The sequence below is a fragment of the Thermodesulfomicrobium sp. WS genome, assembly GCF_027925145.1.
In the GTDB taxonomy this organism is placed as follows: Bacteria; Desulfobacterota; Desulfovibrionia; order Desulfovibrionales; family Desulfomicrobiaceae; genus Thermodesulfomicrobium.
In genome coordinates this window covers 822,924-848,623 of sequence record NZ_AP027130.1, presented here as the reverse complement: position 1 = coordinate 848,623, position 25,700 = coordinate 822,924, and the positions used below count along the sequence as shown (strand labels likewise).

Annotated in this window: 28 protein-coding genes; 13 read left to right on the top strand and 15 right to left on the bottom strand. The window is 64.3% G+C overall.

Going from position 1 to position 25,700, the window contains the following annotated elements:
• The first annotated feature begins 39 nt into the window (after positions 1–39).
• From QMF81_RS04145 to QMF81_RS04135, 3 genes are all read left to right on the top strand, one after another.
• Positions 40–2,049 (top strand): methyl-accepting chemotaxis protein, encoded by a 2,010-nt coding sequence (locus QMF81_RS04145; protein ID WP_281752289.1) that lies wholly within the window; start codon positions 40–42, stop codon positions 2,047–2,049.
• Positions 2,050–2,153: 104 nt separating this feature from the next.
• Positions 2,154–2,825: an adenylate kinase gene (locus QMF81_RS04140; protein ID WP_281752287.1), complete on the top strand. Its 672-nt coding sequence runs from the start codon at positions 2,154–2,156 to the stop codon at positions 2,823–2,825.
• Between the two features lie 53 nt (positions 2,826–2,878).
• A complete protein-coding gene (locus QMF81_RS04135) occupies positions 2,879–3,733 on the top strand; it encodes a menaquinone biosynthesis protein (protein ID WP_281752285.1) in 855 nt (284 codons plus the stop codon).
• Here the strand turns inward: QMF81_RS04135 and QMF81_RS04130 are convergent.
• The 6 genes from QMF81_RS04130 to speA all read right to left on the bottom strand — a co-directional run bounded on the left by QMF81_RS04130 (position 3,675) and on the right by speA (position 10,119).
• Positions 3,675–3,911: a ferredoxin gene (locus tag QMF81_RS04130; RefSeq protein WP_281752283.1), complete on the bottom strand. Its 237-nt coding sequence runs from the start codon at positions 3,909–3,911 to the stop codon at positions 3,675–3,677. The two genes, QMF81_RS04135 and QMF81_RS04130, sit on opposite strands and share 59 nt — an antisense overlap.
• A 70-nt stretch (positions 3,912–3,981) precedes the next feature.
• Positions 3,982–5,127: a pyridoxal phosphate-dependent aminotransferase gene (locus tag QMF81_RS04125; protein ID WP_281752281.1), complete on the bottom strand. Its 1,146-nt coding sequence runs from the start codon at positions 5,125–5,127 to the stop codon at positions 3,982–3,984.
• Between the two features lie 77 nt (positions 5,128–5,204).
• The gene (locus QMF81_RS04120) at positions 5,205–5,726 is read right to left on the bottom strand and encodes a type 1 glutamine amidotransferase domain-containing protein (RefSeq protein WP_281752279.1); all 522 of its coding nucleotides are present in this window, start codon (positions 5,724–5,726) and stop codon (positions 5,205–5,207) included.
• A gap of 72 nt (positions 5,727–5,798) precedes the next feature.
• Positions 5,799–6,965 (bottom strand): carboxynorspermidine decarboxylase, encoded by a 1,167-nt coding sequence (gene nspC, locus QMF81_RS04115; protein WP_281752277.1) that lies wholly within the window; start codon positions 6,963–6,965, stop codon positions 5,799–5,801.
• The gene (locus QMF81_RS04110; RefSeq protein ID WP_281752275.1) at positions 6,965–8,155 is read right to left on the bottom strand and encodes a saccharopine dehydrogenase family protein; all 1,191 of its coding nucleotides are present in this window, start codon (positions 8,153–8,155) and stop codon (positions 6,965–6,967) included. The genes nspC and QMF81_RS04110 overlap by 1 nt, the downstream gene beginning before the upstream one ends.
• A gap of 2 nt (positions 8,156–8,157) precedes the next feature.
• The gene (speA, locus tag QMF81_RS04105; RefSeq protein ID WP_281752273.1) at positions 8,158–10,119 is read right to left on the bottom strand and encodes a biosynthetic arginine decarboxylase; all 1,962 of its coding nucleotides are present in this window, start codon (positions 10,117–10,119) and stop codon (positions 8,158–8,160) included.
• A 142-nt stretch (positions 10,120–10,261) separates the two neighbouring features.
• Here speA and QMF81_RS04100 point away from each other — a divergent pair, with 142 nt between their 5' ends.
• The gene (locus QMF81_RS04100; RefSeq protein WP_281752272.1) at positions 10,262–10,819 is read left to right on the top strand and encodes a manganese efflux pump MntP family protein; all 558 of its coding nucleotides are present in this window, start codon (positions 10,262–10,264) and stop codon (positions 10,817–10,819) included.
• Here QMF81_RS04100 and QMF81_RS04095 read toward each other — a convergent pair.
• From QMF81_RS04095 to QMF81_RS04055, 9 genes are all read right to left on the bottom strand, one after another.
• Complete coding sequence (locus QMF81_RS04095; protein ID WP_281752270.1) at positions 10,797–11,054, bottom strand: hypothetical protein; 258 nt, start codon at positions 11,052–11,054, stop codon at positions 10,797–10,799. The two genes, QMF81_RS04100 and QMF81_RS04095, sit on opposite strands and share 23 nt — an antisense overlap.
• A gap of 5 nt (positions 11,055–11,059) precedes the next feature.
• Positions 11,060–12,412: an MFS transporter gene (locus tag QMF81_RS04090; protein ID WP_281752268.1), complete on the bottom strand. Its 1,353-nt coding sequence runs from the start codon at positions 12,410–12,412 to the stop codon at positions 11,060–11,062.
• A gap of 76 nt (positions 12,413–12,488) precedes the next feature.
• Positions 12,489–13,868 carry a sigma-54 dependent transcriptional regulator gene (locus tag QMF81_RS04085; RefSeq protein WP_281752266.1) on the bottom strand — a complete coding sequence of 460 codons (1,380 nt, stop codon included), beginning with the start codon at positions 13,866–13,868 and terminating at the stop codon, positions 12,489–12,491.
• A 17-nt stretch (positions 13,869–13,885) separates the two neighbouring features.
• The gene (locus QMF81_RS04080; protein WP_281752264.1) at positions 13,886–14,794 is read right to left on the bottom strand and encodes a zinc metalloprotease HtpX; all 909 of its coding nucleotides are present in this window, start codon (positions 14,792–14,794) and stop codon (positions 13,886–13,888) included.
• Positions 14,791–15,192, bottom strand: a complete 402-nt coding sequence (locus QMF81_RS04075) for a hypothetical protein (RefSeq protein WP_281752262.1) — start codon at positions 15,190–15,192, stop codon at positions 14,791–14,793. Before QMF81_RS04075 ends, QMF81_RS04080 begins: the two co-directional genes overlap by 4 nt.
• Before the next feature lie 33 nt (positions 15,193–15,225).
• Positions 15,226–15,678: a DUF3124 domain-containing protein gene (locus QMF81_RS04070; RefSeq protein ID WP_281752260.1), complete on the bottom strand. Its 453-nt coding sequence runs from the start codon at positions 15,676–15,678 to the stop codon at positions 15,226–15,228.
• 14 nt (positions 15,679–15,692) lie between these two features.
• Positions 15,693–16,100 carry a hypothetical protein gene (locus tag QMF81_RS04065; protein ID WP_281752258.1) on the bottom strand — a complete coding sequence of 136 codons (408 nt, stop codon included), beginning with the start codon at positions 16,098–16,100 and terminating at the stop codon, positions 15,693–15,695.
• A gap of 20 nt (positions 16,101–16,120) precedes the next feature.
• Entirely contained in the window at positions 16,121–16,465 is a 345-nt protein-coding gene (locus QMF81_RS04060; RefSeq protein ID WP_281752256.1) for a DsrE family protein, read from the bottom strand.
• Positions 16,466–16,475: 10 nt separating this feature from the next.
• Positions 16,476–16,913, bottom strand: coding sequence for a DMT family transporter (locus QMF81_RS04055; protein WP_281752254.1), 438 nt, complete (start codon positions 16,911–16,913; stop codon positions 16,476–16,478).
• A 75-nt stretch (positions 16,914–16,988) separates the two neighbouring features.
• On the opposite strand from QMF81_RS04055, the gene QMF81_RS04050 reads away from it, so the two are divergent.
• The 9 genes from QMF81_RS04050 (at position 16,989) to QMF81_RS04010 (ending at position 25,681) form a co-directional block, all read left to right on the top strand.
• Positions 16,989–17,510 carry a nitroreductase family protein gene (locus QMF81_RS04050; RefSeq protein ID WP_281752253.1) on the top strand — a complete coding sequence of 174 codons (522 nt, stop codon included), beginning with the start codon at positions 16,989–16,991 and terminating at the stop codon, positions 17,508–17,510.
• Positions 17,507–18,082, top strand: coding sequence for an NUDIX hydrolase (locus tag QMF81_RS04045; RefSeq protein ID WP_281752251.1), 576 nt, complete (start codon positions 17,507–17,509; stop codon positions 18,080–18,082). The genes QMF81_RS04050 and QMF81_RS04045 overlap by 4 nt, the downstream gene beginning before the upstream one ends.
• Complete coding sequence (locus QMF81_RS04040; protein WP_281752249.1) at positions 18,079–19,752, top strand: glutamine--tRNA ligase/YqeY domain fusion protein; 1,674 nt, start codon at positions 18,079–18,081, stop codon at positions 19,750–19,752. Before QMF81_RS04045 ends, QMF81_RS04040 begins: the two co-directional genes overlap by 4 nt.
• Positions 19,749–20,456: an arginyltransferase gene (locus tag QMF81_RS04035; RefSeq protein WP_281752248.1), complete on the top strand. Its 708-nt coding sequence runs from the start codon at positions 19,749–19,751 to the stop codon at positions 20,454–20,456. The genes QMF81_RS04040 and QMF81_RS04035 overlap by 4 nt, the downstream gene beginning before the upstream one ends.
• Positions 20,457–20,555: 99 nt before the next feature.
• On the top strand, positions 20,556–21,740 hold the full coding sequence (locus QMF81_RS04030) for a cysteine desulfurase family protein (RefSeq protein WP_281752246.1): 1,185 nt from the start codon (positions 20,556–20,558) through the stop codon (positions 21,738–21,740).
• Positions 21,737–22,339, top strand: a complete 603-nt coding sequence (locus tag QMF81_RS04025) for an iron-sulfur cluster assembly scaffold protein (protein ID WP_281752244.1) — start codon at positions 21,737–21,739, stop codon at positions 22,337–22,339. The genes QMF81_RS04030 and QMF81_RS04025 overlap by 4 nt, the downstream gene beginning before the upstream one ends.
• Before the next feature lie 83 nt (positions 22,340–22,422).
• The gene (locus QMF81_RS04020) at positions 22,423–23,349 is read left to right on the top strand and encodes a TIGR01777 family oxidoreductase (protein ID WP_281752242.1); all 927 of its coding nucleotides are present in this window, start codon (positions 22,423–22,425) and stop codon (positions 23,347–23,349) included.
• Between the two features lie 13 nt (positions 23,350–23,362).
• Positions 23,363–24,658 carry an ATP-dependent 6-phosphofructokinase gene (locus QMF81_RS04015; protein WP_281752240.1) on the top strand — a complete coding sequence of 432 codons (1,296 nt, stop codon included), beginning with the start codon at positions 23,363–23,365 and terminating at the stop codon, positions 24,656–24,658.
• A gap of 9 nt (positions 24,659–24,667) precedes the next feature.
• Positions 24,668–25,681, top strand: coding sequence for a hypothetical protein (locus QMF81_RS04010; protein WP_281752238.1), 1,014 nt, complete (start codon positions 24,668–24,670; stop codon positions 25,679–25,681).
• The last annotated feature ends 19 nt before the right edge of the window (positions 25,682–25,700 follow it).

Below are 25,700 nucleotides of genomic sequence, written 5' to 3'. Positions count from 1 at the left end.
CGACCGCAGGCATCCCGGACATGTCTTGAGGAGGACTTCATGCATCTTACCGTCTTGCACCGCATCATCCTTGTCGCCGCATTGCCGCTCGTCGCCTTTCTCGTGGCCGAGACGCTCACCATCCGTGGTCTGCTCGAAGAACAGGCCATCGTCGAGGAAATGCACGGCAATATCCCGCTCTTTGCCGCCTCCTCGACCCTGGTGGACCGTCTCCAAAAAGAACGCGGCACCACCATACTGTGGATGAGTCAGGCCACGGACCAAGGGAGTCTTGACGCAGCCCGAACCGCCACGGACAATGCCCTGCGCACCGTGGACGGGCTGCTTGCACGCGCTGCAGTGGGCAGCTTTTCCCTGGAGCCCGTGCGTGGGCTGAGCGAGCGGCTGCGCGCGGCGCGAACACGCTTTGCCGCCCCATCTCCTGACCTCGGCCCGGCCATCGTCGAGACCTACACCGCCATGATCACGGATCTCCTCAAGCTTCAGGGGGCCATCGTCAATTCCCGGACCACCAAGGGGCTCGGCAAAGTCCTCGGCGGGCTCATCGTCCTCGAGCACGCCAAGGAGAGCGTAGGGCGGCTGCGAGCCCTCGGCGCCGAGATCCTGGCCCAGGACAAGCCTCTGACCGAGGCGCAATTCATCACCCTGCTCTCCCTCAAGGCCGAGGCAGACGCCGGGCTCACCTCTCCCGCCCTCGTGCTCACCAAGGCGAGCAAGGAAAAGCTGACGAGCTACCGCTCCTCGCCCCATTGGCAGGAAACCAATCAGATCCTCAACCGGATCATCCAGAAGACATCGGAAGGCAGGTTCGGGGTTGTTCCTGCCGATTATTTCCGTAGTATTTCCCAGAAAATCAACGATATGGCCGAGATCATCGCCGCCGAGACGGCTGATGTGCAAGCACGCCTGGTCACGATCAGCGCCGAAGGACAGCGGAGTTTTTGGAGCACCATCGGCTTTGTGGTCGCCATCGCGGTCTTGGCCATCGGCATATCGATCTTTTTTGCCGTCACCATCGTGCGCAGCATGCGCCAGGTCAACCGCGCGCTGTCGGAAATTGCCCAGGGCGAAGGCGATTTGTCCATGCGTCTTGCCGAGGGCAAGGACGAACTGGGGCAGATCGCCCGGGACTTCAACTGCTTTGTGGGCTCCATGGCCAAGCTGGTGCAGGCGGTGCGCGAGGTCTCCCGCCAATTGGACCATACCGCCACCTCCACCAGCGCCCGGGCGCAGCAGATGGACGCCGCCGTGCGCGAGACATCGAATCGCGCCAATACCGTGGCCGTGGCCGCCGAAGAAATGAGCATCAACACGGCTTCCGTGGCGAGGCGCATGCAGGAGGCCAGCCGCAATCTGGAAGGCGTGGCCGCCGCGGCCGAAGAGATGAGCACCACGGTACGGGAGGTGGCCGGCCAGACGACCCAAGCCCGACACATCAGTCAGGAAGCGGCCGGCCAGGTGGCTGAGGTCCAGCGCATCCTCACCGGACTGGTGGCAGCAGCGCAGGAGATCGGCACCGTGAGCGAGGCCATTGCAGGGATCTCCTCGCAGACCAACTTGCTCGCCTTGAACGCCACCATCGAGGCCGCCCGAGCCGGCGAGGCAGGCCGGGGATTCGCGGTAGTGGCCAATGAAATCAAGGAGCTCGCCAACCAGACCGCCCAAGCCACCGGACAGATCCGCCAGCGCATCGACGGGGTGCAGGGGGCGACCACCTCGGTCAACGCCGCGGTGGAACGCTTTGCCCAGGTATTCCATCAAGTGGGAGAGATCGTGGAGCGCATTGCCCTGGTCATCGACGAACAGGCCCAGGCCATGCAGGAGATGGCGGCGAACATCGCCAAGACCCTGGACGGGGTGACTGAGGCCGGAGGATTGGCGGAACAGAACGCAGGTGTTGTGGCAAGCATCACGAGCGAGATCGCCAAGGTCAACGATGCCGGGGCACAAATGGGCGCGGTAAGCCGCGAGACCTTGGCCAGCGCCCAACGCCTGGCCGAGTTGGCGGCGGAGCTGCAGTCCTTGGTGGGCCGGTTCCGCTTGGAGTAAGGCAACCTTCACGCACGCAACGACACGGCTCCGTGGTCCGACGTTGACAGCCCCCACGCCGAGGGATAGGCGGTTGTGAAATTTTTTGCAAAGGAGGGCTCATCGTGAACATCCTGATTTTCGGACCCAATGGCAGCGGCAAAGGCACCCAGGGGTCGCTGGTCAAACAGAAGTACAATCTGGACCACATCGAATCCGGCGCCATCTTCCGCCAGCACATCGGCGGCGGCACGGAACTGGGCAAAAAGGCCAAGGAGTACATCGACCGCGGCGAGCTGGTGCCCGACGACATCACCATCCCCATGGTGCTCGACGTGCTCAAGAAGGCCGGCCCCAACGGCTGGCTGCTGGACGGCTTTCCCCGCTCCATCGTCCAGGCCCAGAAGCTGTGGGAGGCCCTCAAGGCCGACGGCGTGAAGCTCAACTACGTCATCGAGATCCTGCTGCCGCGCGAGGTGGCCAAAAACCGCATCATGGGCCGCCGTCTTTGCAAGAACGATCCCAACCACCCCAACAACATTTTTATCGACGCCATCAAGCCGGTGGACGGCAAGTGCCGGGTGTGCGGCGGTGAGCTCTCGGCCCGCAGTGATGACCAGGACGAAGAGGCCATCAACAAACGTCACGACATCTACTACAACACCGAAACCGGCACCCTGGCCGCCTGCTACTACTTCAAGAACCTGGCCAACGAGGCCGGATTCAAATACATTGAGCTCAACGGCGAAGGCTCCATCACCGAGATCAAGGAAACCCTGCTCGCCCAGCTGAGCTAAGACGTGCCAACGACGCGCGCCTGGAGAGGTCTCCAGGCGCGTTGTTTTCCGCCATGCCGCTTCCCTTGCGCCTCGGGCGCATCGATTATCTCAACGTCTGGCACGTGTTCCAACTGCTCGCCCGGCTGCTGCCGGAAGGCAGGGGCTGCGTCCATCTGCCCGGGCACCCCAGCGAACTCAACCGCGCCCTGCGCGAAGGCCGGCTGGACGTTTCTCCCTCCAGTTCCTTCGAGTACTTGCAAGGGGCGGAACACTACCGCCTGCTCGCCGGCCACGGTATCTGCGCCCGCCACCAGGTGCAAAGCGTGCTCATGCTTTCCCCGACCCCCCTGGAAGAGCTGGGGCGATGGATGGAACACCATCCCGGGCCGGTGCTGGTATCCACAGCCTCAGCCACCTCGTCGGCCTTGCTGCGCATCCTCTGGCACCGGGCATGGCGGCTGCCGGAGCCCCAATGGCAGCCGTGCCCCCCGGGCCACGGACTGGACACAGGCCGGCCGCATCTGGAGATCGGCAACATCGCCCTGGAGCGGTGGCTGAATCCACCGCCGGGCTGGCAGGTCATCGACCTGGCCACGGCCTGGCACCATTTCACTGGGCTGCCCTTTGTTTTTGCGGTGTGGATCGTGCGCGCGGCAAGCATTGCCGAGCACCGCGAAGCCATTACCCAACTCCACGAGGCCCTGACCGCCATCTCCCGCACCCTCCCCCAACGCCTCCCCGAGCTCGCGCCCCTGGCCGCCACCCTGCACGGCATCCCTGCCGAGGCCGTACTCGCCTACTGGCGCACCATGCATTCCGATCTTGGGCCGGAAGAGCAGGCGGCACTCACCTGCTTTGGGGCGTATGCTACCGAGTTCGGTCTGCTTCGTGGCATGCCGACTCTGCGCTGGTTCCCGGAACCATAACCTCGATACAGTCTTCGGGACAGTACTGTGCCGCCTTGCAGGCCACTTCTTGCGGACAGCGACTGCAGATCACCTGCGCCGTACCACCGGCATCAAGGGCGAAGACCTCCGGGGCAAGCTCCACGCAAGCCCCGCATCCCGAACAGCACGGTCCATTGACCGCCACTTCCACGTCCATACATCGCTCCCCTGAAGTGATGCGAGCACACTTGGGTTTGTGCATGGAGCAAAACCGCCCGCACACAATCTTACATACGACCCGCGAGATATCCTTGGAGACGCCGCATACCTTCCGCGATATTTTCCAACGAGTTGGCGTAGGAGAAGCGCAAAAACCCTTCGCCGCCCGGCCCGAAATCAATGCCCGGCGCCACCCCGACGCCCGCGTTCTCCAAGAGGTCGAAGGCAAAGCCCAAGGAGTCGCCGGTCAGGTGCCGGGCATCGGCGAACACGTAAAAGGCGCCGGTGGGCTCCACGGCCACGCCCAACCCCAAGGCCCGGAGCTCTTGGATGAGAAAACGGCGGCGCTGGTCATACACCGCCCGCATGTGCGCCACATCCGCCGCGGTCTGGGTGAGGGCTGCAAGCCCCGCCCATTGGGCGATGGAACTGGTGCAGAGAAAGAAGTTCTGCTGCATGGTGCGCAGCCGCTCCACGAACCGCTTGGGCGCGATGACGTAGCCCAAGCGCCAGCCGGTCATGGCGTAGAGTTTGGAAAACCCGTTGAAGACAAAGCAGTTGTCCGTGAACTCCAGCATGCTGCGCGCCCGACCGGCGTACACGAGCCCCTGGTAGATCTCGTCGGAAAAGATGGGGACTCCCAAACCGGCCAGGCCTTCCAGCACCCGGTCTTCGAGGACCGCGCCCGTAGGATTGGCCGGAGAATTGATGAGCACCCCGGCCACGTCCGGCCCCAGCACCCGGCGCACGGCGTCCACATCGATCTGAAAGCCGTCCTCTGCGCGCACCGGCACAAAAAGTGGAGACGCACCGGCAAAACGCAAGAAATTCGGGTAACAGGCGTAGGACGGGTCGGTCAGCACGACCTTCTGTCCAGGTCGCAAGAGCAGCGAAAATACAAGGAGCATGGCCGGTGAGGTGCCCGGGGTCACCACGATCTGGTCCGGGTCCACGACGACCCCGTACGTAGCGCGGTAATGCTCGGCAATGGCCTCGCGCAGCGGCAAAATCCCCTGGGAGTGGGTATAATGGGTCTCCCCGCGCTCGATGGCTGCAATGGCCGCCCGGCGTACTGCCTCGGGGGTGGGGAAATCAGGCTCCCCGATCTCCAGATGAATGATGCTGCGGCCCATCCGCTCCAATTCGCCGGCCCGCTCGAGCACGTCCATGACCTTGAAGGAGGTGAGCTCCGCGCACCAGGGATTACACTCCATGCCTGCTCCTTGCCGTGTCTGCATCGAAATCGCCCCACCAGCGCGGCCACGGACGACGCCCAGGCCGCGCCCGATCATCATCCCCGCAACGCCGCTACCACCGCACGCATGAAGGCCGGCAGATCCGCCGGGGTGCGGCTGGTGATGAGATTACCATCCTGCACCACCTCCTGATCGATCCAGGTGGCGCCAGCGTGCTCCAAATCGTCCCGAATGGCGAAAAAGGAAGTCACCGTGCGGCCGCGCAGGATCTTGGCCGAAGCAAGCATCCACCCCGCATGGCAGATGGCGGCGATCACCTTGCCCGCGGCGTCCATCTGCCGCACCACGTCCACCATGGCCGGGTGCCGACGCATCATGTCCGGGGCGTAGCCGCCCGGGATGACCAGGCCGACGAACTCCGCGGTCTTGGCCTCGGCCGCCGCCAGGGTGCTCACCGCCGTGGTCCCGGCCTTACCCGTGTATTTGGCCCCAGCCGCTGGGCCCACCACCGCCACCTCGGCCCCGGCTTCCAGCAACCGGTAGTAGGGATAGATGTATTCGTAATCGTTGTACATCTCTTCCACGAAGATCATGACCTTCTTTCCGATGAGTTCCATAAGCCCCTCCATGACACGTTGCCGATGCCAGATTCTCTGCGCCTCTTGAGACGCTGCCCCACATAAAGCCGGCTACGAAAGGCGACACTTGAAGTCTGCATAGCCGAAGCGCCGCACTAATTGCAAGCCGTGGTCTGGATGGAAGGTGTAGATGCTGGGCAGGCCCACGCCGTTGAAGGTGTTGGTCTTCACCATGGAATAATGGGCCATGTCCGTGAACACCAGACGCTGACCCAGCTTTAACGGCGCATCGAAGGAATATTCCCCAGCCACGTCACCGGCAAGGCACGAAAGCCCCCCCAGGCGATAGGTGTACGGTTTTTCGAAAGGCTCCCCCGAGCCCACGATGTGCGGCCGGTAGGGCATCTCCAAGACGTCGGGCATGTGCGCCGGCACCGCGGTGTCGAGGATGGCCATGGGCATATCCGCCTCAATGAGGTCGAGCACGGTGGTCACGAGATAGCCCGCATTGAGGGCCACCGCCTCCCCGGGCTCCAAGTACACCTGCACCCCGTAGCGATCCTGAAAGGAGGAGACGATGCGGCACAGCAACGCCACATCGTAGTCCACGCGGGTGATGTGGTGTCCGCCGCCGAAGTTGACGTACTCCATGCGGGAGAAAAACTCCCCAAAGGCGGCCTCAGCTGCGGCCACGGTGCGCTCGAGGCTGTCGGCGTTCTGCTCGCACAGCGTGTGCCAATGCAGGCCCGACACCCCACCCAAGAGTTCCGGCTGAAAATGCCGCCGCCGCACCCCCAGACGGGAGCCTGGACTGCACGGATCATAGATGGGCACCGTGCCTTCGGAGTGCTCGGGGTTGATGCGGATGCCCAGCCGCACCTGCCGGCCCAGGCGTGCACACTCCGCCTCCACCACAGGCCTAAGCCGCGTGAGCTGGCCAAAGGAGTTGAACACCACATGGTCGGCCGTGGCGCAGAGCGCACGCACATGGGCCTCGGAATAGGCAGCGGCAAAGGCGTGCACCTCGCCGCCGAACTCCTCCCACCCCAGGCGCGCTTCATGGGGAGAGCTGGCGCAGACGCCATCGAGGACCTCCCGCAGCTGGGCAAACACGCTCCACATGGCAAAACCTTTGAGGGCCAGCAAAATCTTGCAGCCAGTACGGGCCTTCACTGCGCCCAAGATCTCCAGATTGCGGGCAAGGAGCCCCGTGTCCACCACGAAACACGGGGTCTCCACTGCCGTCGCATCGAAGCGAAACTGGGTACGGCCGTCCATCACAGTTCCCGCACCACCCAGGGCAGGCCATGTTTGTTGAGCTTTTCCATGAACGGATCCGGGTCCAATTGCTCCATGTTATAGACTCCGGGCGCATGCCATACCCCAGTTACCATAAGCATGGCGCCGATCATGGCCGGCACACCCGTGGTGTAGGAAATAGCCTGAGAGCCCACTTCCTTGTAGGCATCTTCGTGGGAGCAGACGTTGTAGATGTACACGGTGCGTGGTTTACCGTCCTTCACCCCTTTCATGAGGCAACCGATGCAGGTCTTCCCCTTGGTGAGGGGCCCCAGGGAAGCGGGCTCCGGCAGCACTGCCTTGAGGAATTGCAAGGGGACGATCTTCTGGCCCTGAAATTCCACAGGCTCGATGGAGGTCATGCCGATGTTCTGCAGTACCCGCAGGTGGTTCAAATAGTTGTCCGAAAAGGTCATCCAAAACCGCGCCCGTTTGAGGCCGCGCAGGTTCTGGACAAGGGACTCCAGTTCCTCGTGGTACATGAGGTAGCATTTCTTGGGTCCGATGCCGCCTGGAAAATCGAAGGTCATGGACCAGGACAAGGGATCGGTCTCCACCCACTCGCCCCGCTCCCAATAGCGGCCCCGTTGGGTGATCTCGCGGATGTTGATCTCTGGATTGAAATTGGTGGCAAAGGGCTGGCCGTGATCACCGGCGTTGCAGTCGATAATGTCGAGCTCATGGATCTCGTCGAGCAGATGCTTTTGCGCGTAGGCGCAGTACACATTGGTCACCCCCGGATCGAAGCCCGATCCCAAGAGGGCCATGCGGCCTGCCTTGCGATAGCGCTCATCGTAGGCCCATTGCCACTTGTACTCGAACTTGGCCTCATGGGGCGGCTCGTAGTTGGCGGTGTCCAAGTAATCCACCCCGGCCTCGAGGCAGGCGTCCATGAGGGGAAGATCCTGATAGGGCAGGGCCACATTGATGAGCACCTGCGGCTGAAAGCGACGCAGCAGGGCCACAGTCTCCGCCACGTTGTCCGCGTCGAGCCGCTCCACGGCGATGGTGCGGCCGACACGCTCCCGCACCGAGGCGGCAATGGCCTCGCACTTGGATACGGTGCGGCTGGCCAGCATGATTTCCGAAAAGACCTCGGGCACCTGGGCGCATTTGTGCGCCACCACGCTGCCCACACCACCGGCCCCCACAATAAGCACTCGCGACATGGTTACCTCCCTTGGGATGATTCCACAGACTCCACGGCGCAGCCGCCGCGACCTTCATGCAAATAGGTGTAGCCCCTGAGCCCCCGCTCATAGGCACGCATGATGAGAAAACGCTCCTGCGGGCTGATTTTACCTTCGCGTACCCCGGCTTCGGCTACCTTGCGAAAATTCTCTAAAACCTGTTTGGGGTCGAACTCCACGTAGGAGAGCACGTCCGCCACACTGTCGCCTTCCAGCTCTCGAGTGAGGTCATACGTCCCATCTTCATTGATGCGCACACTCACCACATTGGTGTCGCCAAAGAGGTTGTGCAGATCCCCCAATGTTTCCTGATACGCGCCCACCAAAAACGCGCCTAAATAGTAGGGCTCACCACAGGTGAGACTGTGGAGCTCGAGCACCCGCTTCTCCCCGTGGATGTCGATGAAACGGTCCAGCTTACCGTCGCTATCACAGGTGATGTCCGCAAGGATCGCGGTCTCGGTAGGCTCTTCGCTCAAACGATGCACCGGCATGATGGGAAAGAGGTGCCCAATGGCCCAGGCGTCAGGAAGAGACTGGAACACGCTCATGTTGCAGTAGTAGATGCTCGCCAACGCGAGATCAATATCCTTGAGGGCCGAGGGCGGATTCTTCATGCCTGGCAGACGTTCGGCAATGCTGCGAATGACAGCCCAGAAGATGGTATCACTCAAGGCCCGCTGTCGCAGGCTACACTGGCCGAGACGAAAGAGCTGCCGGACTTCGTCGCGGTAGTAGATGGCGTCGTTATAGCATTCCTGAAGATTCTTGAGGGAGAGGGAATTATACACTTCAAGCAAATTGTGGATGGCTTCGGGCGCATCGCTATCGAGCTTCTCCGGCACAGGACGATCTTCAAGGCGGCTGATGTCGAGGACATTGAAGAGCAGCACCGAGTAGTAGGCTACGGTGGCGCGCCCAGATTCGGTGATGATATGAGGATGCGCAACGCCGCGTTCATCTAACGTGGACATCACGGACTCCACGATATCCATGCAGTATTCCTGCAGAGTGTAGTTGCGGCTCGACGGATAGTTGGTGTGCGATCCATCGTAGTCCACGGCAAGGCCGCCACCGAGATCCAAAAATCCCATGGGACAACCTTCGGCCACGAGCTCCGCATACATGCGCGTGGCTTCGCGCACTGCCATACGGATATCGCGGATGTTGGGAATCTGCGAGCCCAGATGAAAATGCAAAAACTGCATACAGTGGAGCATATTCTGCTCCCGCAAAAGATCCACGGCGTCCACCACTTCAGCCGTAGACAGGCCGAAGATGGAAAGATCCCCGGCAGACTCCGCCCAATGCCCGCCGGCTTGGGAAGACACCTTGATGCGCACGCCGATGCGCGGCTCGATGCCCAAGACCCGAGAGCGCTCCAAGATGAGCGGGAGTTCACTTGGCATCTCCAAGACGAGAAAGGACAAAAATCCCATCTTGCAGGCATACAAGGCCAAATCGATGTAGTCTTTGTCTTTGTAGCCGTTGCAGACCAGACAGGCGCGGGGATTGTTGAGAAAGGAAAGTGCCGCGATGAGTTCTGCCTTGCTCCCCACCTCGAAGCCGTGGTTGAAGCGACCGCCCACTTTGGCGATCTCCTCAAGTACCTGCTGCTGCTGGTTGACTTTGACCGGGTACACGCCTCGGAACTCACCGCCGTAACCTAAGGTTGCAATGGCCGCGGCAAAGGATTCGTGGAGCAAGGTAATCTGGGCATCGAGTAAGTTCTCCACCCGCAGGAGCACCGGCAAACCCAGACCGCGCTCCTGCAGACCACCAATGATGTCCATGATGGGCACACAGGTTTCGGAACCTGGAAAGGGCGTAATGCCCAAGAGTCCGTCCGAAGTGACCCGAAAATACCCTCCGCCCCAATTGTCCACGCCATACAGCTCGGCCGAGCGCGCCGCCGTCCATTTTTCCAAACTCCGCGACCGCATGCCCCCTCCTTCACCAAAGAAAAATTGACGCAAGCCCGCGTCTTGCCCCCTGTAGACGGCCCCGGCCTCCCCGTCAATGTTCTCTTGCCAAACCCCAAGAGCGCGGCGTAAAAGACACTTTTTTCAATATTCCGAGGTCTGCATGCCGCCACTCGCGCTCCTGTTTCTTGCCGTAAGCCTCGCCATGGACGCCTTTGCCGTGGCCGTGGCCACGGGCGCCGCCCTCAAGCACCCCGACCGGGGACACTACGTTCGCCTCTGCAGCCACTTTGGCCTCTTCCAGGCCTTCATGCCCGTGGTCGGCTGGATGGGCGGAAGCCTGGCCCGAAAGTTTCTCGCGGCCTACGCCCCGCTTCTCGCCTTTCTCCTCCTGGCAGGCATTGGCTTGCACATGATCTGGGAAAGCTTCCGCCATGCGGCGGACGATGCCTGCAGCGACCCCACCCAAGGCATGCGCCTCATCGCCCTGGCCATTGCCACCAGCATCGACGCCTTGGCCGTAGGTGTGTCCTTGGCCCTGCTTGGGGTCCCCATCCTGGTGCCCTGTGGGGTGATTGGGGTCACCGCGGCACTGCTCACCGCGCTGGGGCTCTTTCTCGGCGCCCAGGTGGGCTGCCGAATCCCCCTTGGGGCATGGGCCGAACGCCTGGGGGGCAGCGTGCTCGTACTCTTGGGTTTCAAGATTTGGTGGATGGGCTAGAGGAGTCTTCGCGGAAAAACCGCACACACCCGCAGGTGCAGCGCAAAGGGGGCTCAAGGGGATACACCGCCCCGCAGGTTTGGCAATAATAGGCCTCCCGCCACGGCCGCGGCTTGGGCCGCACCAGCCACAGCACGAGCAGCAGGGCCACACCGATCGCAGTGAGCCCATCAACGCCCCATACGAGCATGCGGCACACACCCAGCACCACCCCTGCGGCCACAAGCCACCGCATCCCGCCTAACGCCGCCACGGCACCCTCCCAAGCGACAGCCCGACGCCCACCACGGACAGCATAGCCGCCATGCTCAGCACTATGCGCATGCTCGTGACCAAGGCCTGCGGACCTGCAGCGTGCACCGACGCCTCTCCCATGACCAGCCGGAAGACCACGGTAACCCCCGCCATGGATACCGCCATGCCAAAGGTGCGAAACGCACCGGTGAGGCTGGAGGCGATGGAGTAATCCTGCGGCCGCACCGAGCCCAAGATGACCGTCATATTGGGGGAGGAAAACAGGGCAAAACCCACGCCCTGGACCACCAGAATCCCCACCAGCCCTGCCACCGGAAGCGTAGGCACGCCGAAGGCCAAGGCCGCCAGCACTGCCGCGCACACCGCCATGCCCGCCGAGGCCAAAAGCGGCGCCGAGGCGCGGTCCGCAAAACGACCGGCCCACGGAGAGCCCAAGGACTGCACCACCGCCGGGATGATCAAGACAAGCCCGGCCTGCATGGGCGAAAAATGCCAGACAATCTGGGTAAAGAGACTGAGCAGAAACCCCACGCAAAACACACTGGCGTAGTTGATGCCTGTGGCGAGCAGCGAAAAGATCAAGGTGCGGTTACCCATAAGCGCCCGAAGATCCACCAGCGGCCGGGGGACCGTTCGCATGCGGCGCACAAACCACCAGGAAAGGAGCACTGCAGCCACGGTCAATGGGCCTGCCCGGTGGACGTTATCCACCGAGGCCAGAAGCACAAGCCAAGTCCCCACGCTCCCCGCATAGAGCACGACCCCCAGGCCGTCCACGCCCTGCCCGGCCCGGGGCCGCCATTCCCCGTCGATACGCCAGGAAACACCCCAGGCCGCAACCACCAAGGGCACGCTCACAGCAAAGACACTGCGCCACCCCCACGCCTGGACCAAAAAGCCACCAAGAAGCGGTCCCACGGCGATACCGGCATAGATGGAAGCCACGAACCAGCCCATGGCCGCCCCGCGCTGCTCCTGGGGCACCCCTACCGCCAGCATGGACAAGGCCGCGGTGTTGAGGGTCGCCCCAGCCACGGCCTGTACACTGCGCACCGCGATGATCCACTCCAGGCTCGGGCTCACGGCCGAGGCGATGCCTGCAGCCACAAAGACCACAAGCGCCAGGCGGAACATGCGGCGAAAGCCCCAAATGTCCACCACCCGGGCCACGGGCACGAAGGCCATGGCCAAGGACAGGGTATAGGCCCCCTCCACCCAGCCCAAAAGCACCGCCGACCCGCCCAAGTCCTGCTGCATGGCGGGGAGGGCCACGCCCACGGCAGAAATCATGAGCAGCACGGCGAAGTTGGCCAAACAGAGCGGCAGCAGCATCCCCATACCTTCCCCTTGTCCGCAGGCCGCTTCGGCGCAAGCATCCTCAAGTGACGCCGTGGGCCCTCGCCGCGGTCCTGTCTTAGCCGCGCAGGCTGATATTATACTTCTTGAGTTTGTACTGCAAAAGGCTCTTGGAGACGCCCAAAAGCTCCGCGGCCTTCACCTGCACGAAGTCCGAGCGCACAAGGGCGCGCCGGATCAAGGCCGCTTCGATCTTCTCCAGCGTCTCGGAGAGATTGAGTTGCAGGGGCAAGAGATCCACCGCGCTCTTGTACTGCGTCTCTTCGTCGCGCAGCTCCGGCGGCAGGTCCGGCACATCGATGTCCGGACCTGGGGCCAGCACCGCGCACCGCTCGATGACGTTCTCCAATTGGCGCACATTGCCCGGCCAGTCGAAGGCGGACAGGTAATCCATAGCCTGGGGGGTAAACCCGCGCAGATCCTGGCGGGCATTGGCTTCGGCAAAACGGCGCAGAAAATGGGTGGCCAAGAGCGGAATGTCCTCACGGCGCTCGCGCAGGGGCGGCACGTGGATATTGATGACGTTGAGACGATAGAACAGGTCCTCCCGAAAGCGGCCGGCGGCCACTTCCGCGGTGAGGTCCTTGTTGGTGGCGGTGATGAGCCGGAAGTCCACGGCAATGGGCTCGGCGCCCCCCACCCGCTCCACCACCCGTTCCTGAAGCACCCGCAAGAGCTTCACCTGAGTCTCGGCGCTGATCTCGCCGATTTCATCGAGGAAAAGCGTGCCGCCCTGGGCCAGTTCGAACCGGCCGCGGCGCATGGCCACGGCCCCGGTAAACGAACCTTTTTCGTGGCCAAAGAGCTCGCTCTCCAGGACCCCGGGGTTGAGGGAGGCGCAGTTCACGGACACAAACGGCATGTCCCGCCGGTCGGAGCCCAAATGGATGGCCCGGGCCACCAGCTCCTTGCCGGTACCCGACTCCCCGGTGATGAGCACCGTGCTGCGGGACGGGGCCACCCTGGCGGCCAGGGCGAGCACCTCGCGGATGGCCCGGGATTGCCCCACGATGGCCCCTTCGCCAAAGCGCTGGGCCAGGTGCTCCTGGAGCAGGCGGTTGTGGCGCTGGGCCTGGGCCAGCTGCATGGCCCGACGCACGGAGCGCAAGATCTCGTCATTGGCAAAGGGCTTGGTGATGTAGTCAAAGGCCCCGGCCTTCATGGCCTCCACGGCATGGTCGATGCTGCCGAAGGCGGTCATGATGAGCACCGGGATGTGGGGAAAACGGTGGCGCACCGTCTCCAGGACTTCCTGGCCGCTCATGCCAGGCATCTTCATGTCCGTGATGACCACGTCCACCTCGGACTCATCGAGAAAGGCCACGGCCAGGACAGGATCGGCCAAGGCGGTCACCTGATAGCCTTCTTCCTCGAGGATGGCCTGCAGCACCAAAAGATAATTGCGTTCGTCGTCGATGACGAGGATGTGATTGGCCACAGCGTTCTCCGCGATGGTTACCATTGCCAGGGGACAACCCCCAGGGCCAGATCCCAGGGGTCACGCTCCGGTACGCGCAAGGACATGAGGCGCGCCACGCGCTCTTCGGTGGACGGGTGGGTGCGCAGCCACGAGGGCTCCGGGGTGGAGCGGCGTGGGAAAACGATCCGACGCCAGCCGCGCTGCGCCTGCTCGAGCTTCACCAGGGCCGAGGCCAGGGCTTCGGGCCGGCCCATGAGCATGGCGGCCGTGAGGTCTGCATCGAACTCCCGGGTGCGCGAAAGCCCCAGCTGGGCAAGGAGGCTCACCTGCGGGGCAAGGGCAATGAGGAGAAGCGCCCCCCACGGCCCATCCGCCCCCGAAAGCCAGTACGGCAAGGCGAGCACCAAGGTCATCCAGCCCATCCATCCGAGCACTGCGGTCAGGCGCGAGATGCCGTCCGCCAGGCCCATGACGAACAGATCCCCGTGGGCCACGTGGGCGGTTTCATGGGCCAAGACCGCGATGCATTCCTCCTCGCTCAGGGTGTCCACGAGCCCCTGGGTGACCACCACCGCCGCATCCTGGCGGCTGCCGATGGCAAAGGCGTTGGCCACGGCAGCAGGGATCCACCAGAGGGCGGGGACTGCGGCAAGCCCGGCGCGCTGCGCCAAGGTGCGCAGCACGGCGTACATGCGCGGCGCTGCGGCCACGGACACCGGACGGGCGCCCATGAGGCGCAGCTGCCAGCGCCAGGCGCGGCCGCCGCCCAGAAGCACGGCAAACCCCAACCAGAAGACCATGAGCCACAGCCCCTGCGCCCCCCACATCAAGTAGCCCACGAGGCTCGCATGGACCGCCATGAAGGCAAGGAGCAGCACGGACTGCAGCAGGTTGCGCAGGCGGTGGCGCTGCAGGGCCCGAGCGTCGAGGCCAAGACGGATCATGACCGGGCTGCCCGCTCGCCGGCTTCACGGATGCGCTGCACCACGTAGTCCACGGCATCCGCATCGGCCTCGTCGAGGTCGAAACACCGGGCGTCCTCGCCCAAGAGGCCCTTGGGCACGAAGTCACCGCGCTCTTCCGGGTCGCTCACCAGGTCGTCGTAAAAACACACCGACAACCAGCGATTTTCCGGGTCATCGTCGATGATGTCCACCATGACGAAAAGCTCCCGCCCCTGTTGATGGGGATGGCCGCCGCGCAGGGAAATGCTCACCCCTGGGCGCAGTTTGGTGGAAAGCACTACCCCGGGCACTGCGGCAAGCGCCTCCCGTAAAATGCCAAAGGCCTCCTTGGCCGCACAGTCCTCCCAGGACTCCACGAATTGTTCGAGCGTCTCCATCGTCAGTATTCCTCCGGTACACTTCCGCAGCCGCTACGGCGTTTCCTCCAGCACCCGCCCCTGGGTGACAAAAGAAATCCCCTGAGACGAACGGGTGCCGATCATGACGGCCTCCACCACCGGCGGCGCCGCTGGCCGCTCGGCCTGCCAGCGCACCACGCACGACGCCCCGCTGCCCCCCGCGGCATCCGACTCCGGGATGACCACACGCAAGGAGGCCAACGGCGCAATGACGCGAGGCTCGGCCACCAGGCGCCGCAGCAGGCGACCGTCGCTGTCGTAATAGTCTATAGAGACCACGGTAATGGAAATGGCGCGGTCCACATTGCGCACCGCCACCGTGGCCGCCAAAAGAAAAGGCCGCTCCCGGTCGCCGTGGTACACGTGGGAATAGACCGGCACATACACCGTCTGTTCGCGCACCGGACCAGCCCAGGCGGCTTGGGCCGCCAGCACCACCCCCAGCACCCAGAGCACACGCAGCATGGCGCACCTCCGTATCACTCCGAAGCGTCCCCCATGCGCGGCAAGAGCTCCTTGGGCGGCGTGGATTCGTAGCGCAGGGTATGGGCAAGGGGCGTCATCACCGCCAGGGCCTCCTCCAGAGGGACGCCCTGCTCCACCAGGCGCTCTATGCGCGCCCGCTCCCGCCACATATCCCCCAAGGGATCGTGCTCCCGGCGCTTGAGGCTCCCGGTGACCTTTTCCCAGTCATACGGATCTGCATCGTCCTTGGCCACAATCTCCCAGTATTCGCCAGGCTTGCGCTCCTTCCCCGGCCGCTGGCTGGCGGCTTCGTCAAGGATCTGCGCAAAACGCGGCACGTCTTCCGGCCAGAGGGAAATCACCGCCTCCGGCTGCTTGATGGGATCGTTCTCGCGACACCGGTACACCAAAAAAGGAAGCATTGAGGATCTCCTTCAACAAATCAGAATGAAATCACCGTATATCCACGTTCCATGTAGGCGGCCATGGAGGGGTGACCTTGCATCTCACCGATAAGAGGCACGTTTGCCGCCTCGATAGCGCCGTCCACGCCCAACTTCTTCGAACACGCCCGGCATGCACCGTCCAGAAGTCCCGCGCGGTGCACCTGCACAAAGAGCGCATGGAGCGGATGCTCCAGTGCCACCACCTCCGGCACCAGGGTTACCGCCTTACCTTCCAAGACTACGGACACCGCATGGCCCCTCCCATGCATATCCAAGGCGTTGAGCAGCACGTGGATGAAACACATGGGGTCCCCATTGAACACAAAAAGCACCGTACGCATATCCATCTCCTTATCGCCGCACCAAAAGGACGCCCACCAGCACCAGAATCCCCCCCAGCACCCGCGACCAGGAAAGGGGCACCCGCGGCACCCCCATCCAGCCGTAGTGATCCATCACTACAGCGGTGAGCAGCTGGCCAGCCACCACCAGCACCATCACCGGGAACACCCCCAAGCGGGGGACAGCCACCAAGGTGGCGGTGACAAAAAGCGCCCCCAAGGGCCCGGCCCACAGCACCACGGGCGGCAGCGCGGCCACGGCCTTTGCCGAAGGCAGCCCGGAAAAGGCCAGGGCCAAGACCAAAAGCACCCCGGTGCCGCCGGCAAAGGAGAGAAACGCCGCCCACCACGGACTCTCCAAGGCGTGGGCTGCCCAGGCGTTGAGCACCGGCTGTACCGGCATGAGGCAGCCCGCCACCATCACCACCGCCCATACCCACAGTTCCATGTATCCTCCCGGGCCGTTGCCAGTCCAAAAATCCCTCGCTAGACGAACGCTTATCCCAACATTATGGAGATCCGTATGCTCGATATCCTCCGCCAGCGACGCAGCATCCGCGCCTATACCGAAGCTCCCGTGGACGACGCCACCCTGGACGCCCTCAAAGAGGCAGTACTCCGGGCCCCATCCTCCCGGGGGCTCAATCCCTGGGCCTTCGTCTTTGTCACGGACCGGACCTTGCTCAAAAAACTGGCTACCTGCAAGCCGCACGGCGCCGAGTTTCTGGCCCAGGCGCCCCTCGGCGTGGTGATCTGGGCAGATCCCGAGCGCGCTGACACCTGGATCGAGGACTGCTCCATCGCCGCCATCATCCTCCAGCTCGCGGCCGAAAGCCTGGGCCTGGGGAGTTGCTGGGTGCAGGTGCGGCTGCGGCAGCACGCTGCAGGCGGTAGCGCCGAAGACTTCGTCCGGGATGTCGTAGGCCTTCCGGGAAACGTCCGGGTGCTGTGCATCATCGCCATCGGCCATCCGGAGCGCCGCAAACGCGGCCACGCCCGGGAAAGCCTCCCCTGGGACAAGATCCGCCACATCCCTGCGCCATGACTGCATCCGTCTGCCACCGATCGAAAACCCTCTCCTGGGAAGAGCTCCGCTTTTGCCCGGGCTGCGGCGCTCCCTACCCCCTGCCCCTGGTAAGCCCTCGGGTATGCGGGACGTGCGGCCGCGCCCTGTACCCTGACCCCAAGCTCGTGGCCTGCGCGGTGCTCCAAGTGGAAGCGGGCATCGTGCTCGTGCGCCGTGCCTTCAAGGACCACGGCTGGATGCTGCCCGGCGGCCACGTGAATCAAGGCGAGAGAGTGGAAGGTGCACTGCTTCGGGAAATCGCCGAAGAAACCGGACTTGCGGCCGCCATCACCGGCCTGGTGGGCGTCTTTTCCCATCCGGGCGAGACCATGGTGGTGGTGGCCTACACCGCCCAGGCTCACGGTACCCCCAAGCCCCAGGGGGAGACTCGAAGCGCCGCGGTCTTCGCCCCCTCGGCAATCCCCTGGCAGGAGCTCGCCTTCCGCGCCACGGCCATGGCCCTGGCCGCTGCCCTAGGCTTGCCAAGGCCGCCGGCCCTCCCTATGCCCGCCGCTTCGCCGACTCTTTCCGTCTCCAAGGAGCACGTATGAATACCACCACACCGCCATCCCATTTCCTGCGTGAGCACATCGCCGAAGACCTGGCCCGCGGCGCCGTCCGCGAAGTGGTCACCCGCTTTCCCCCGGAGCCCAACGGGTTTCTCCACATCGGCCACGCCAAGTCCATCTGCATCAACTTCGGCCTGGCCCGGGAATTCGGCGGCCGCTGCCATCTGCGCTTCGACGACACCAACCCGGAAAAAGAAGACCCGGCCTTCGTCGCCGCCATCAAGGAGGACGTACGCTGGCTGGGGTTCGACTGGGGACCGCATCTCTACCACGCCTCGGACTACTTCGAACGCCTCTACCAATTCGCCGTGGAGCTCATCCACAAAGGCAAGGCCTACGTGTGCCATCTCTCCGCCGACGACCTGCGCGCCACCCGCGGCACCCTCACCGAACCGGGCGTCGAAAGCCCCTACCGCAACCGCTCCGTGGCCGAAAATCTGGATCTCTTCGCCCGCATGCGCGCCGGCGAGTTCGCCGAAGGGGAATGCACCCTGCGCGCCAAGATCGACATGGCCTCGCCCAACATCAACCTGCGCGATCCGGTCATCTACCGCATCCTCAAACGGCCGCACCAGAATACCGGCGATGCCTGGTGCATCTACCCCACCTACGATTTCGCCCACGGTCTCTCCGACGCCCTAGAAGGCATCACCCACTCCATCTGCACCCTGGAATTCGCCGACCACAAGCCGCTCTACGATTGGTTTTTGGAGCAGCTCGACGTCCCCTGCCACCCGCAGCAGATCGAGTTCAACCGCCTCAACCTCACCTTCACGGTCACCAGCAAGCGTAAGCTCAAGACCTTGGTGGAGCGCGGCATCGTGGACGGCTGGGACGACCCGCGCATGCCCACCCTCTCGGGCCTCCGACGCCGGGGCGTGCCGCCGGCGGCCATCCATCAGTTTGTCGAGCGCGTGGGGGTGAGCCGCTCCGAGAGCTGCGTGGACATGGCCCTGCTGGAGAGCTGCATCCGCGAGGAGCTCGACCGCACCGCGCCGCGGGCCATGGCGGTGCTGCGGCCTGTACGCCTCGTCATCACCTCGTATGCGGAAGAGGCCGAAGAATTCTTCACCCTGGCCAACCATCCCAAGGATCCATCCCTGGGCAGCCGCCAGGTCCCTTTCTGCCGGGAACTGTGGATCGAGGCCGACGACTTCGCCCTTGCGCCGCCCAAGGGCTTCCGGCGGCTCACCATCGGGGCGGAGGTGCGCCTGCGCGGGGCCTATCTCGTCACCTGCACCGGGGTGGAACAGGACGCACACGGCGCCGTGACCACGGTCTTCTGCACCCACGATCCAGAGAGCCGCGGCGGCAACGCCCCGGACGGCCGCAAGGTCCAGGGGACCATCCACTGGGTGTCGGCCCGCCACGCCGTGCCCCTCACGGCCCGGCTCTACGACCGCCTGTTCACCACCGAGCACCCCGGCGCCGATGGAGACTTCCTTGCGGACGTCAACGCCGATTCCCTGACCATCTGCCAGGGATGGGGAGAGCCGATGCTCGCCGCCTGCCCGGCCGAGGCCCGATTCCAACTGGAACGACTGGGATATTTCTGCGCGGACCGTTTCGACCACACCCCAGCGCAGCCCGTGTTCAACCGCATCGTGGGGCTGCGCGACTCCTGGAGCAAGGAGGCCTCCCGCCGCCCATGATTCTCTACCAGGCCCCGGAGCCCTCTCCCCCGGTCCCTTGCCCGTACCTCCCGGACCGCCGCCTCACCTACGAGCACTTCTTCGCCGGTGAAGTGCGGCCCGAGGAGCTCGACTGGCTCCTCACCCAGGGATGGCGCAAGTTCGGGGCCTATTATTTCCGCCCCGCCTGCCAGGGGTGCCGCGCCTGCCAGCCCGTGCGCGTCCCGGTGCACCACTTCCAGCCGAGCAAAAGCCAACGCCGCGTGCTGCGCCTGGGGCACCAAGTGACCATGCGCCTAGACCCCCTCCACTACCGGCCGGAGTTTTTCGAACTCTACGCCCGCCACAGCCTTGCGCGCTTTGGGCAGAGCGCCGATGCCGAGGACTTTCTCGTGCACCTGCACAGCCCCTCCTGTCCGTCCATGCTCGCGCTCTATCACCTCGGCGAGCGTCTGGTAGGGGTGAGCTATCTCGACATCGGCGAAGAGAGCCTAAGCTCCGTGTACTTCGTCTTCGACCCCGACTATGCGGCGCTGAGCCTGGGGAACCTCAGCATCCTGCGGGAGATCGACCTGGCCCGGAACCTCGGTCTTGCCTTCTACTACCTGGGCTTCGTGGTGCCAGGATGTGCACGCATGGCCTACAAGGAACGCTTCCGGCCCCAGGAGCGCTACTCGTGGGAACACAAGGCATGGGAAAGGACGGGACGTCCGCGTGGAGCATAGGTATCCCCAAAAACATCACGATCGGTAGACAATCACCCGGACAATGCGCAAAGAAGCATGCGTGTCCCTGGTGGGGAATACCGCGCATAAGGAGTCATTATGCCCCAGCCTATCTATCTCGACCACAATGCCACCACCCCCCTCCACCCGGAGGTCAAACGGGTGATGGTGGAGATGCTGGATGTCTTTGGGAACCCATCGAGTCTCCACGCCTTCGGCCGTGAGGCCCGTGCCCGCGTGGAGGCCGCCCGCGCCCAGGTAGCGGCCCTGGTGCACGCCGACCCTGCGGAAGTGGTGTTCACCGGCAGCGGCTCGGAAGCCAACAACACCGTACTCTCACTGGTGCGCTGCACCAAGACCGCCTGCCGCTGCGATCTGGGCACGCGCAAAGGGCTGGTGACCACGGCCATCGAGCACCCGTGCGTCCTGGAGACGGCCAAATACCTGCGCCGTCTGGGGCACCCGGTCACCATCCTCGGGGTGGACCGCTCCGGCCGCATCGACTTGGACGAGCTGCGTGCCGCCATCACCCCGGAAGTGGGGCTCGTGTCCATCATGACCGCCAACAACGAGACCGGCACCATCCAGGACATCCCGGAAGCTGCGCGCATCGCCCATGAGGCCGGCGCCCTGTTCCACACCGACGCCGTACAGGCCGCCGGCAAGATCCCCGTGGATGTGCGCGCCTGGGACGTGGATTTCCTCACGCTCTCCGCCCACAAGATCTACGGCCCCAAGGGCGTGGGCGCCTTGGTGGCGCGCCGCGGCACGCCCCTGTGCCCGCTCATCTTAGGCGGCCACCAAGAGGCCGGCCGGCGTGCGGGCACAGAAAACACCATCGGTATTGCGGCCATGGGCGAGGCGGCGCGCATGCGCCTGGCGGAAATGGACACCGAGGCCCCCCGCCTTGCGGCCCTGCGGGACCGCCTGCGCCAGGGCATCGAAGGTACCATCCCAGATGTCACCTTCAATGGCCATCCCGAGCACACCCTGCCGAGCACCCTCAACGTCTCCTTCATGGGGGTGGAAGGCGAGGCCATCCTCCTCTATCTGGACGCCGTGGGCATCGCGGTCTCCACCGGTTCGGCCTGTGCGTCCGGATCCCTGGATCCTTCCCATGTGATCATGGCCCTGGGCGTACCCGTGGAGTACGCCCACGGTTCCATCCGCATTTCCCTTGGTCGGGAGACCACGGAAGAGCACATCGACACCATGCTGCGGGAACTGCCCCCCATCATCGCCAACCTGCGCGCCATCTCCAGCGCCTACCGGAGGAAGTCATGACCCAGTGGGTATATTCCGACACCGTCCGCGACCATTTTCTCAATCCCCGCAACGTGCTGCGCGACGAAAACCCCGAGGATTTCGACGCCGTAGGCCGCACCGGTAACGTCAAGTGCGGCGATGAGATGGTCGTGTACCTCAAGGTGGATCCCGAGACCCTCACCATCACGGACTGCAAATGGCAGACCTACGGCTGCGCCAGCGCCATCGCCAGCACCTCCATGCTCTCGGAAATGGTGCGCGGCATGACCCTGGACGCCGCCGCCCGCATCACCTCCAAAGACATCCTTGCTGCCCTGGGAGGGCTTCCGGACAATAAAGTCCATTGCTCGGTGCTGGGCGACAAGGCCCTGCGCGCCGCCATTGACGACTACTACCGCCGTCATGGTATGGAAGACCGCATCCAGGCTTTGGGGCCGCGCGTAGTCTGCCACTGCCTGAACGTCACCGAAGAGGATATCGAGCACGCAGTCCTCGAAGGCGCGCGCAGTTTCGAAGAGTTGCAAGAACGCACCAAGATTGGCACCGGGTGCGGAGAATGCCAGGAGGAGGCACAGCGGGTGCTCTCCTCCTTCATCGAAAAGCACTTCGGGCTCTAAGGCGGATCTCTGTGGGGGGTGGAGCGAGGTTCGCCGGACGCAGTCCTGCGCTCCACCCAAGACCTCTAGCAACAGGGGGATGTATGCGGATCTTTGCCGTGGGCGCGACGGGATTTGTAGGGCGCACCTTGGTGCCGGTGCTGGCCGACGCCGGCCATGAAGTCACGGTGCTCGTACGCACCAAGTCCCCCTTTGCCCCGCATCCGCGCATCCAGACCATATCCGGCGACCCCATGCTCCCCGGCCCCTGGCAAGCGGCCGCCGCAAGCCACGACGCGGTCGTCAACCTGGCCGGGGCCCCCATCGCCACCCGCTGGGACAGCGCCACCAAGGAACGCATCCGCCTCTCGCGGGTGCGCACCACGGAAATGGTGGTGGAGGCCCTGCGCGCTGCGCCGCCCAAGGTCTTTGTCTGCGCCAACGCGGTGGGCTATTTCGGCGATCAGGGCGACACCCCACTGGGAGACGACGCCCCGGCGGGCACCGGTTTTCTCGCCGAGGTGGCCCAGGCCTGGCAGGAGGCCGCCCTGACCGCCCAAGCCTGCGGCCACCGAGTGATCATCCCCCGCTTCGGGGTGGTGCTGGGTCCTGGCGGCGGGGCCCTGAAGGCCATGCTGCCGGTCTTCCGCCTGGGGCTTGGAGGCCGGCTCGGCTCCGGACGGCAGTGGTTTCCGTGGATCCACATCGAAGACGTCGCCCACGGCATCCGTTTCGTCCTGGAGCACGACGATCTCTCTGGGCCCATCAACTTCGTGGCCCCAGAGACCATCACCAACGCCGAATTCACCCGCGCCCTGGCCGCGGCCCTGAACCGGCCTGCGGTGTTTGCCGTGCCCGCATGGGTGCTCCACCTCGTCTTGGGGGAGGCGGCAAGCATGCTCCTCACCAGTCAGCGCTGCGAACCCCGGCGCCTCCAGGCGGCAGGGTTTTCCTTCGCCTACCCGGATATCGCCACTGCCCTGCGCCATGCGGTCCGCATGCCCAAGTACTCCCATCCAACCCGTGCCTAAGGAGAAAGCCCCCATGCCCATCGACACCACCATCCCTTCCCTTGGCCCGTGCAAAGTGGACAGTCCGCTGCCCTATTGCCATTTTGTGGACGACAGCGACCGGGTTCGCATCTACCTGTCTAGGGAGATCATCGACGATGCCACGGAAGAAGTGCTCTGCGAGTTTGAGGCCGCCGGGCCGCGGCAGAAGATCTATTTCGACCCGCCCAAGACCAAGTGCGCCATCGTTACCTGCGGCGGGCTGTGTCCGGGCATCAACGACGTCATCCGCGCCATCGTCATGAGCGCCCACCACAACTACAAGGTCTCCAGCGTACTGGGCATCCGCTACGGGCTGCAGGGTTTCATCCCCAAGTACCACCACGACCTCATGGAACTCACCCCGGACAGTGTCAGTGAAATCCACGAATTCGGCGGTACCATCCTGGCTTCGTCCCGGGGACACCAACCGCCCGAGGAGATCGTGGACGCCCTGGAGCGTATGAACGTCTCGGTGCTCTTCATGATCGGTGGCGACGGCACCATGAAGGCCGCCCGAGGAGTCACCGAGGAGGTAGCCAAGCGGAACCTCAAGATCGCGGTGGTGGGCATTCCCAAGACCATCGACAACGACATCAACTTCGTCACCAAGTCCTTCGGCTTCGACACCGCCGTGGACAAGGCCACCGAGGCCATCCGCTGCGCCCATGTGGAGGCCATAGGCGCGCCCAACGGCATCGGCATGGTCAAGCTCATGGGCCGCGAATCCGGGTTCATCGCCGCGCAGGCCAGCCTGGCCCTCAAGGAGGTCAACTTCGTGCTCGTGCCCGAGGCCCCCTTTGCCCTGCACGGCCCCAACGGCCTGCTCACCCTGCTCCACGAGCGCTTGAAGCGCCGGGGGCACGCGGTCATCGTGGTGGCCGAAGGCGCCGGCCAGGACCTCTGCCAGACCGACGGCCGCAAGGATGCCTCCGGCAACCCCATCCTCGGCGACATCTGCGCCCTGCTGCGCCAGGAGATCAAAACCTACTTCGACTCCTTGGGGTTCCCGTATACCCTCAAGTACATCGACCCCAGCTACATCATCCGCTCGGTGCCGGCCAACTCCAACGATCGCATCTACTGCGGGTTCCTCGGCCAGCACGCCGTGCATGCGGCCATGGCGGGAAAGACCGGCATGGTGGTCTCCAAACTCCAGGAGCGCTACCTCTACCTGCCGCTGCATCTGGTGACCGCCAAGCGCCGGAAACTGGACATCACCTCCAACTACTGGCGCTCGGTGCTGGAAACCACCGGACAACCCCTCGACATGTTTACCTGCAATCCCTAAAGGACGCCCATGCGTACAGCGATCATCCTCCTGGTGGTGGCCTGCGGTCTTGGGGCGGCATGGTGGTGGACCCAGCGGCCGCAAACCCCGCCGCCAGCGCCCATCACGGAAGTGGCACCGCAACGCTGGCGCGTGGGCAATGCCTCCGAGGCCGTGGTCCCCGCCAACGCCACCACCGCTTCCAATGCAACGGCCGCCAACGTCACTGCGGAAAACGCCTCCGCCAACGCCACCAACACCACGCTGGCCGTGGCGGACGACCCCATGCTGCCCCGCTCCCTGGTGCGTACCCTGGCCCAGGCCATGGCAGACCGCTACCAGCCAGGGCGCACCACCCAAAACCTCGCCGGTACTGGCCGCTTGGACCTGCGCATCCAATCCCTGGGGATACGCCTGGCGGACCTGCCCGACGTGACGGTGGAGAAAAACGACATCCTCCAGGCGCGCCAGGCGGTCATCGCCTACGCCCTGCGGCCTGAGGTGCTGGGGGCACTGGAGCAGGCCTACCTTCCGGTGTTTGTCAGCGCCCTCAAGGAGGCGTTGGCCGGCAGCACGCGGACATTTCTCGTGGACGGCGCAGAACGGGTGGCCCCCCTTTCCGCGACCCAGCGCGCCGAGGCCATGGTGTTGGTGGCGCGCGAACTGCGCAACCTCGCCCAGGCCATCGCCTCGCTGGCCCAAGATCAAAGTCATCTACCCCTGGTGGCCGCCTGGCACACGCAGCAGCAGGCGGTGACCACGGCGCAGATGCAGGTATGGAACGTCCAGGTGCAGGGAAACATGCCTGCCTTGGCCAGCGCCACTCAGGCCGTGGACAATGCCTTGCGCCAGGCGGCCCAAGCCCGGCAGCGCCTGGTGGAAAACCTCAAGCGTCTGCCGCTCAGTGAAGACAACGCCCTGTACCTGGCGGCCTGGAGCGCCCGCCGCGCCCGGCACGGCATGGAGCTCCCGGCCCTCTTGCCTTTGGCCGAGGCCCTGCGCCGCGCCGCAGATGCCGTGGAAAGCGCGGCCAACCCCCAATAGCATCACACGTTCCTGAGGA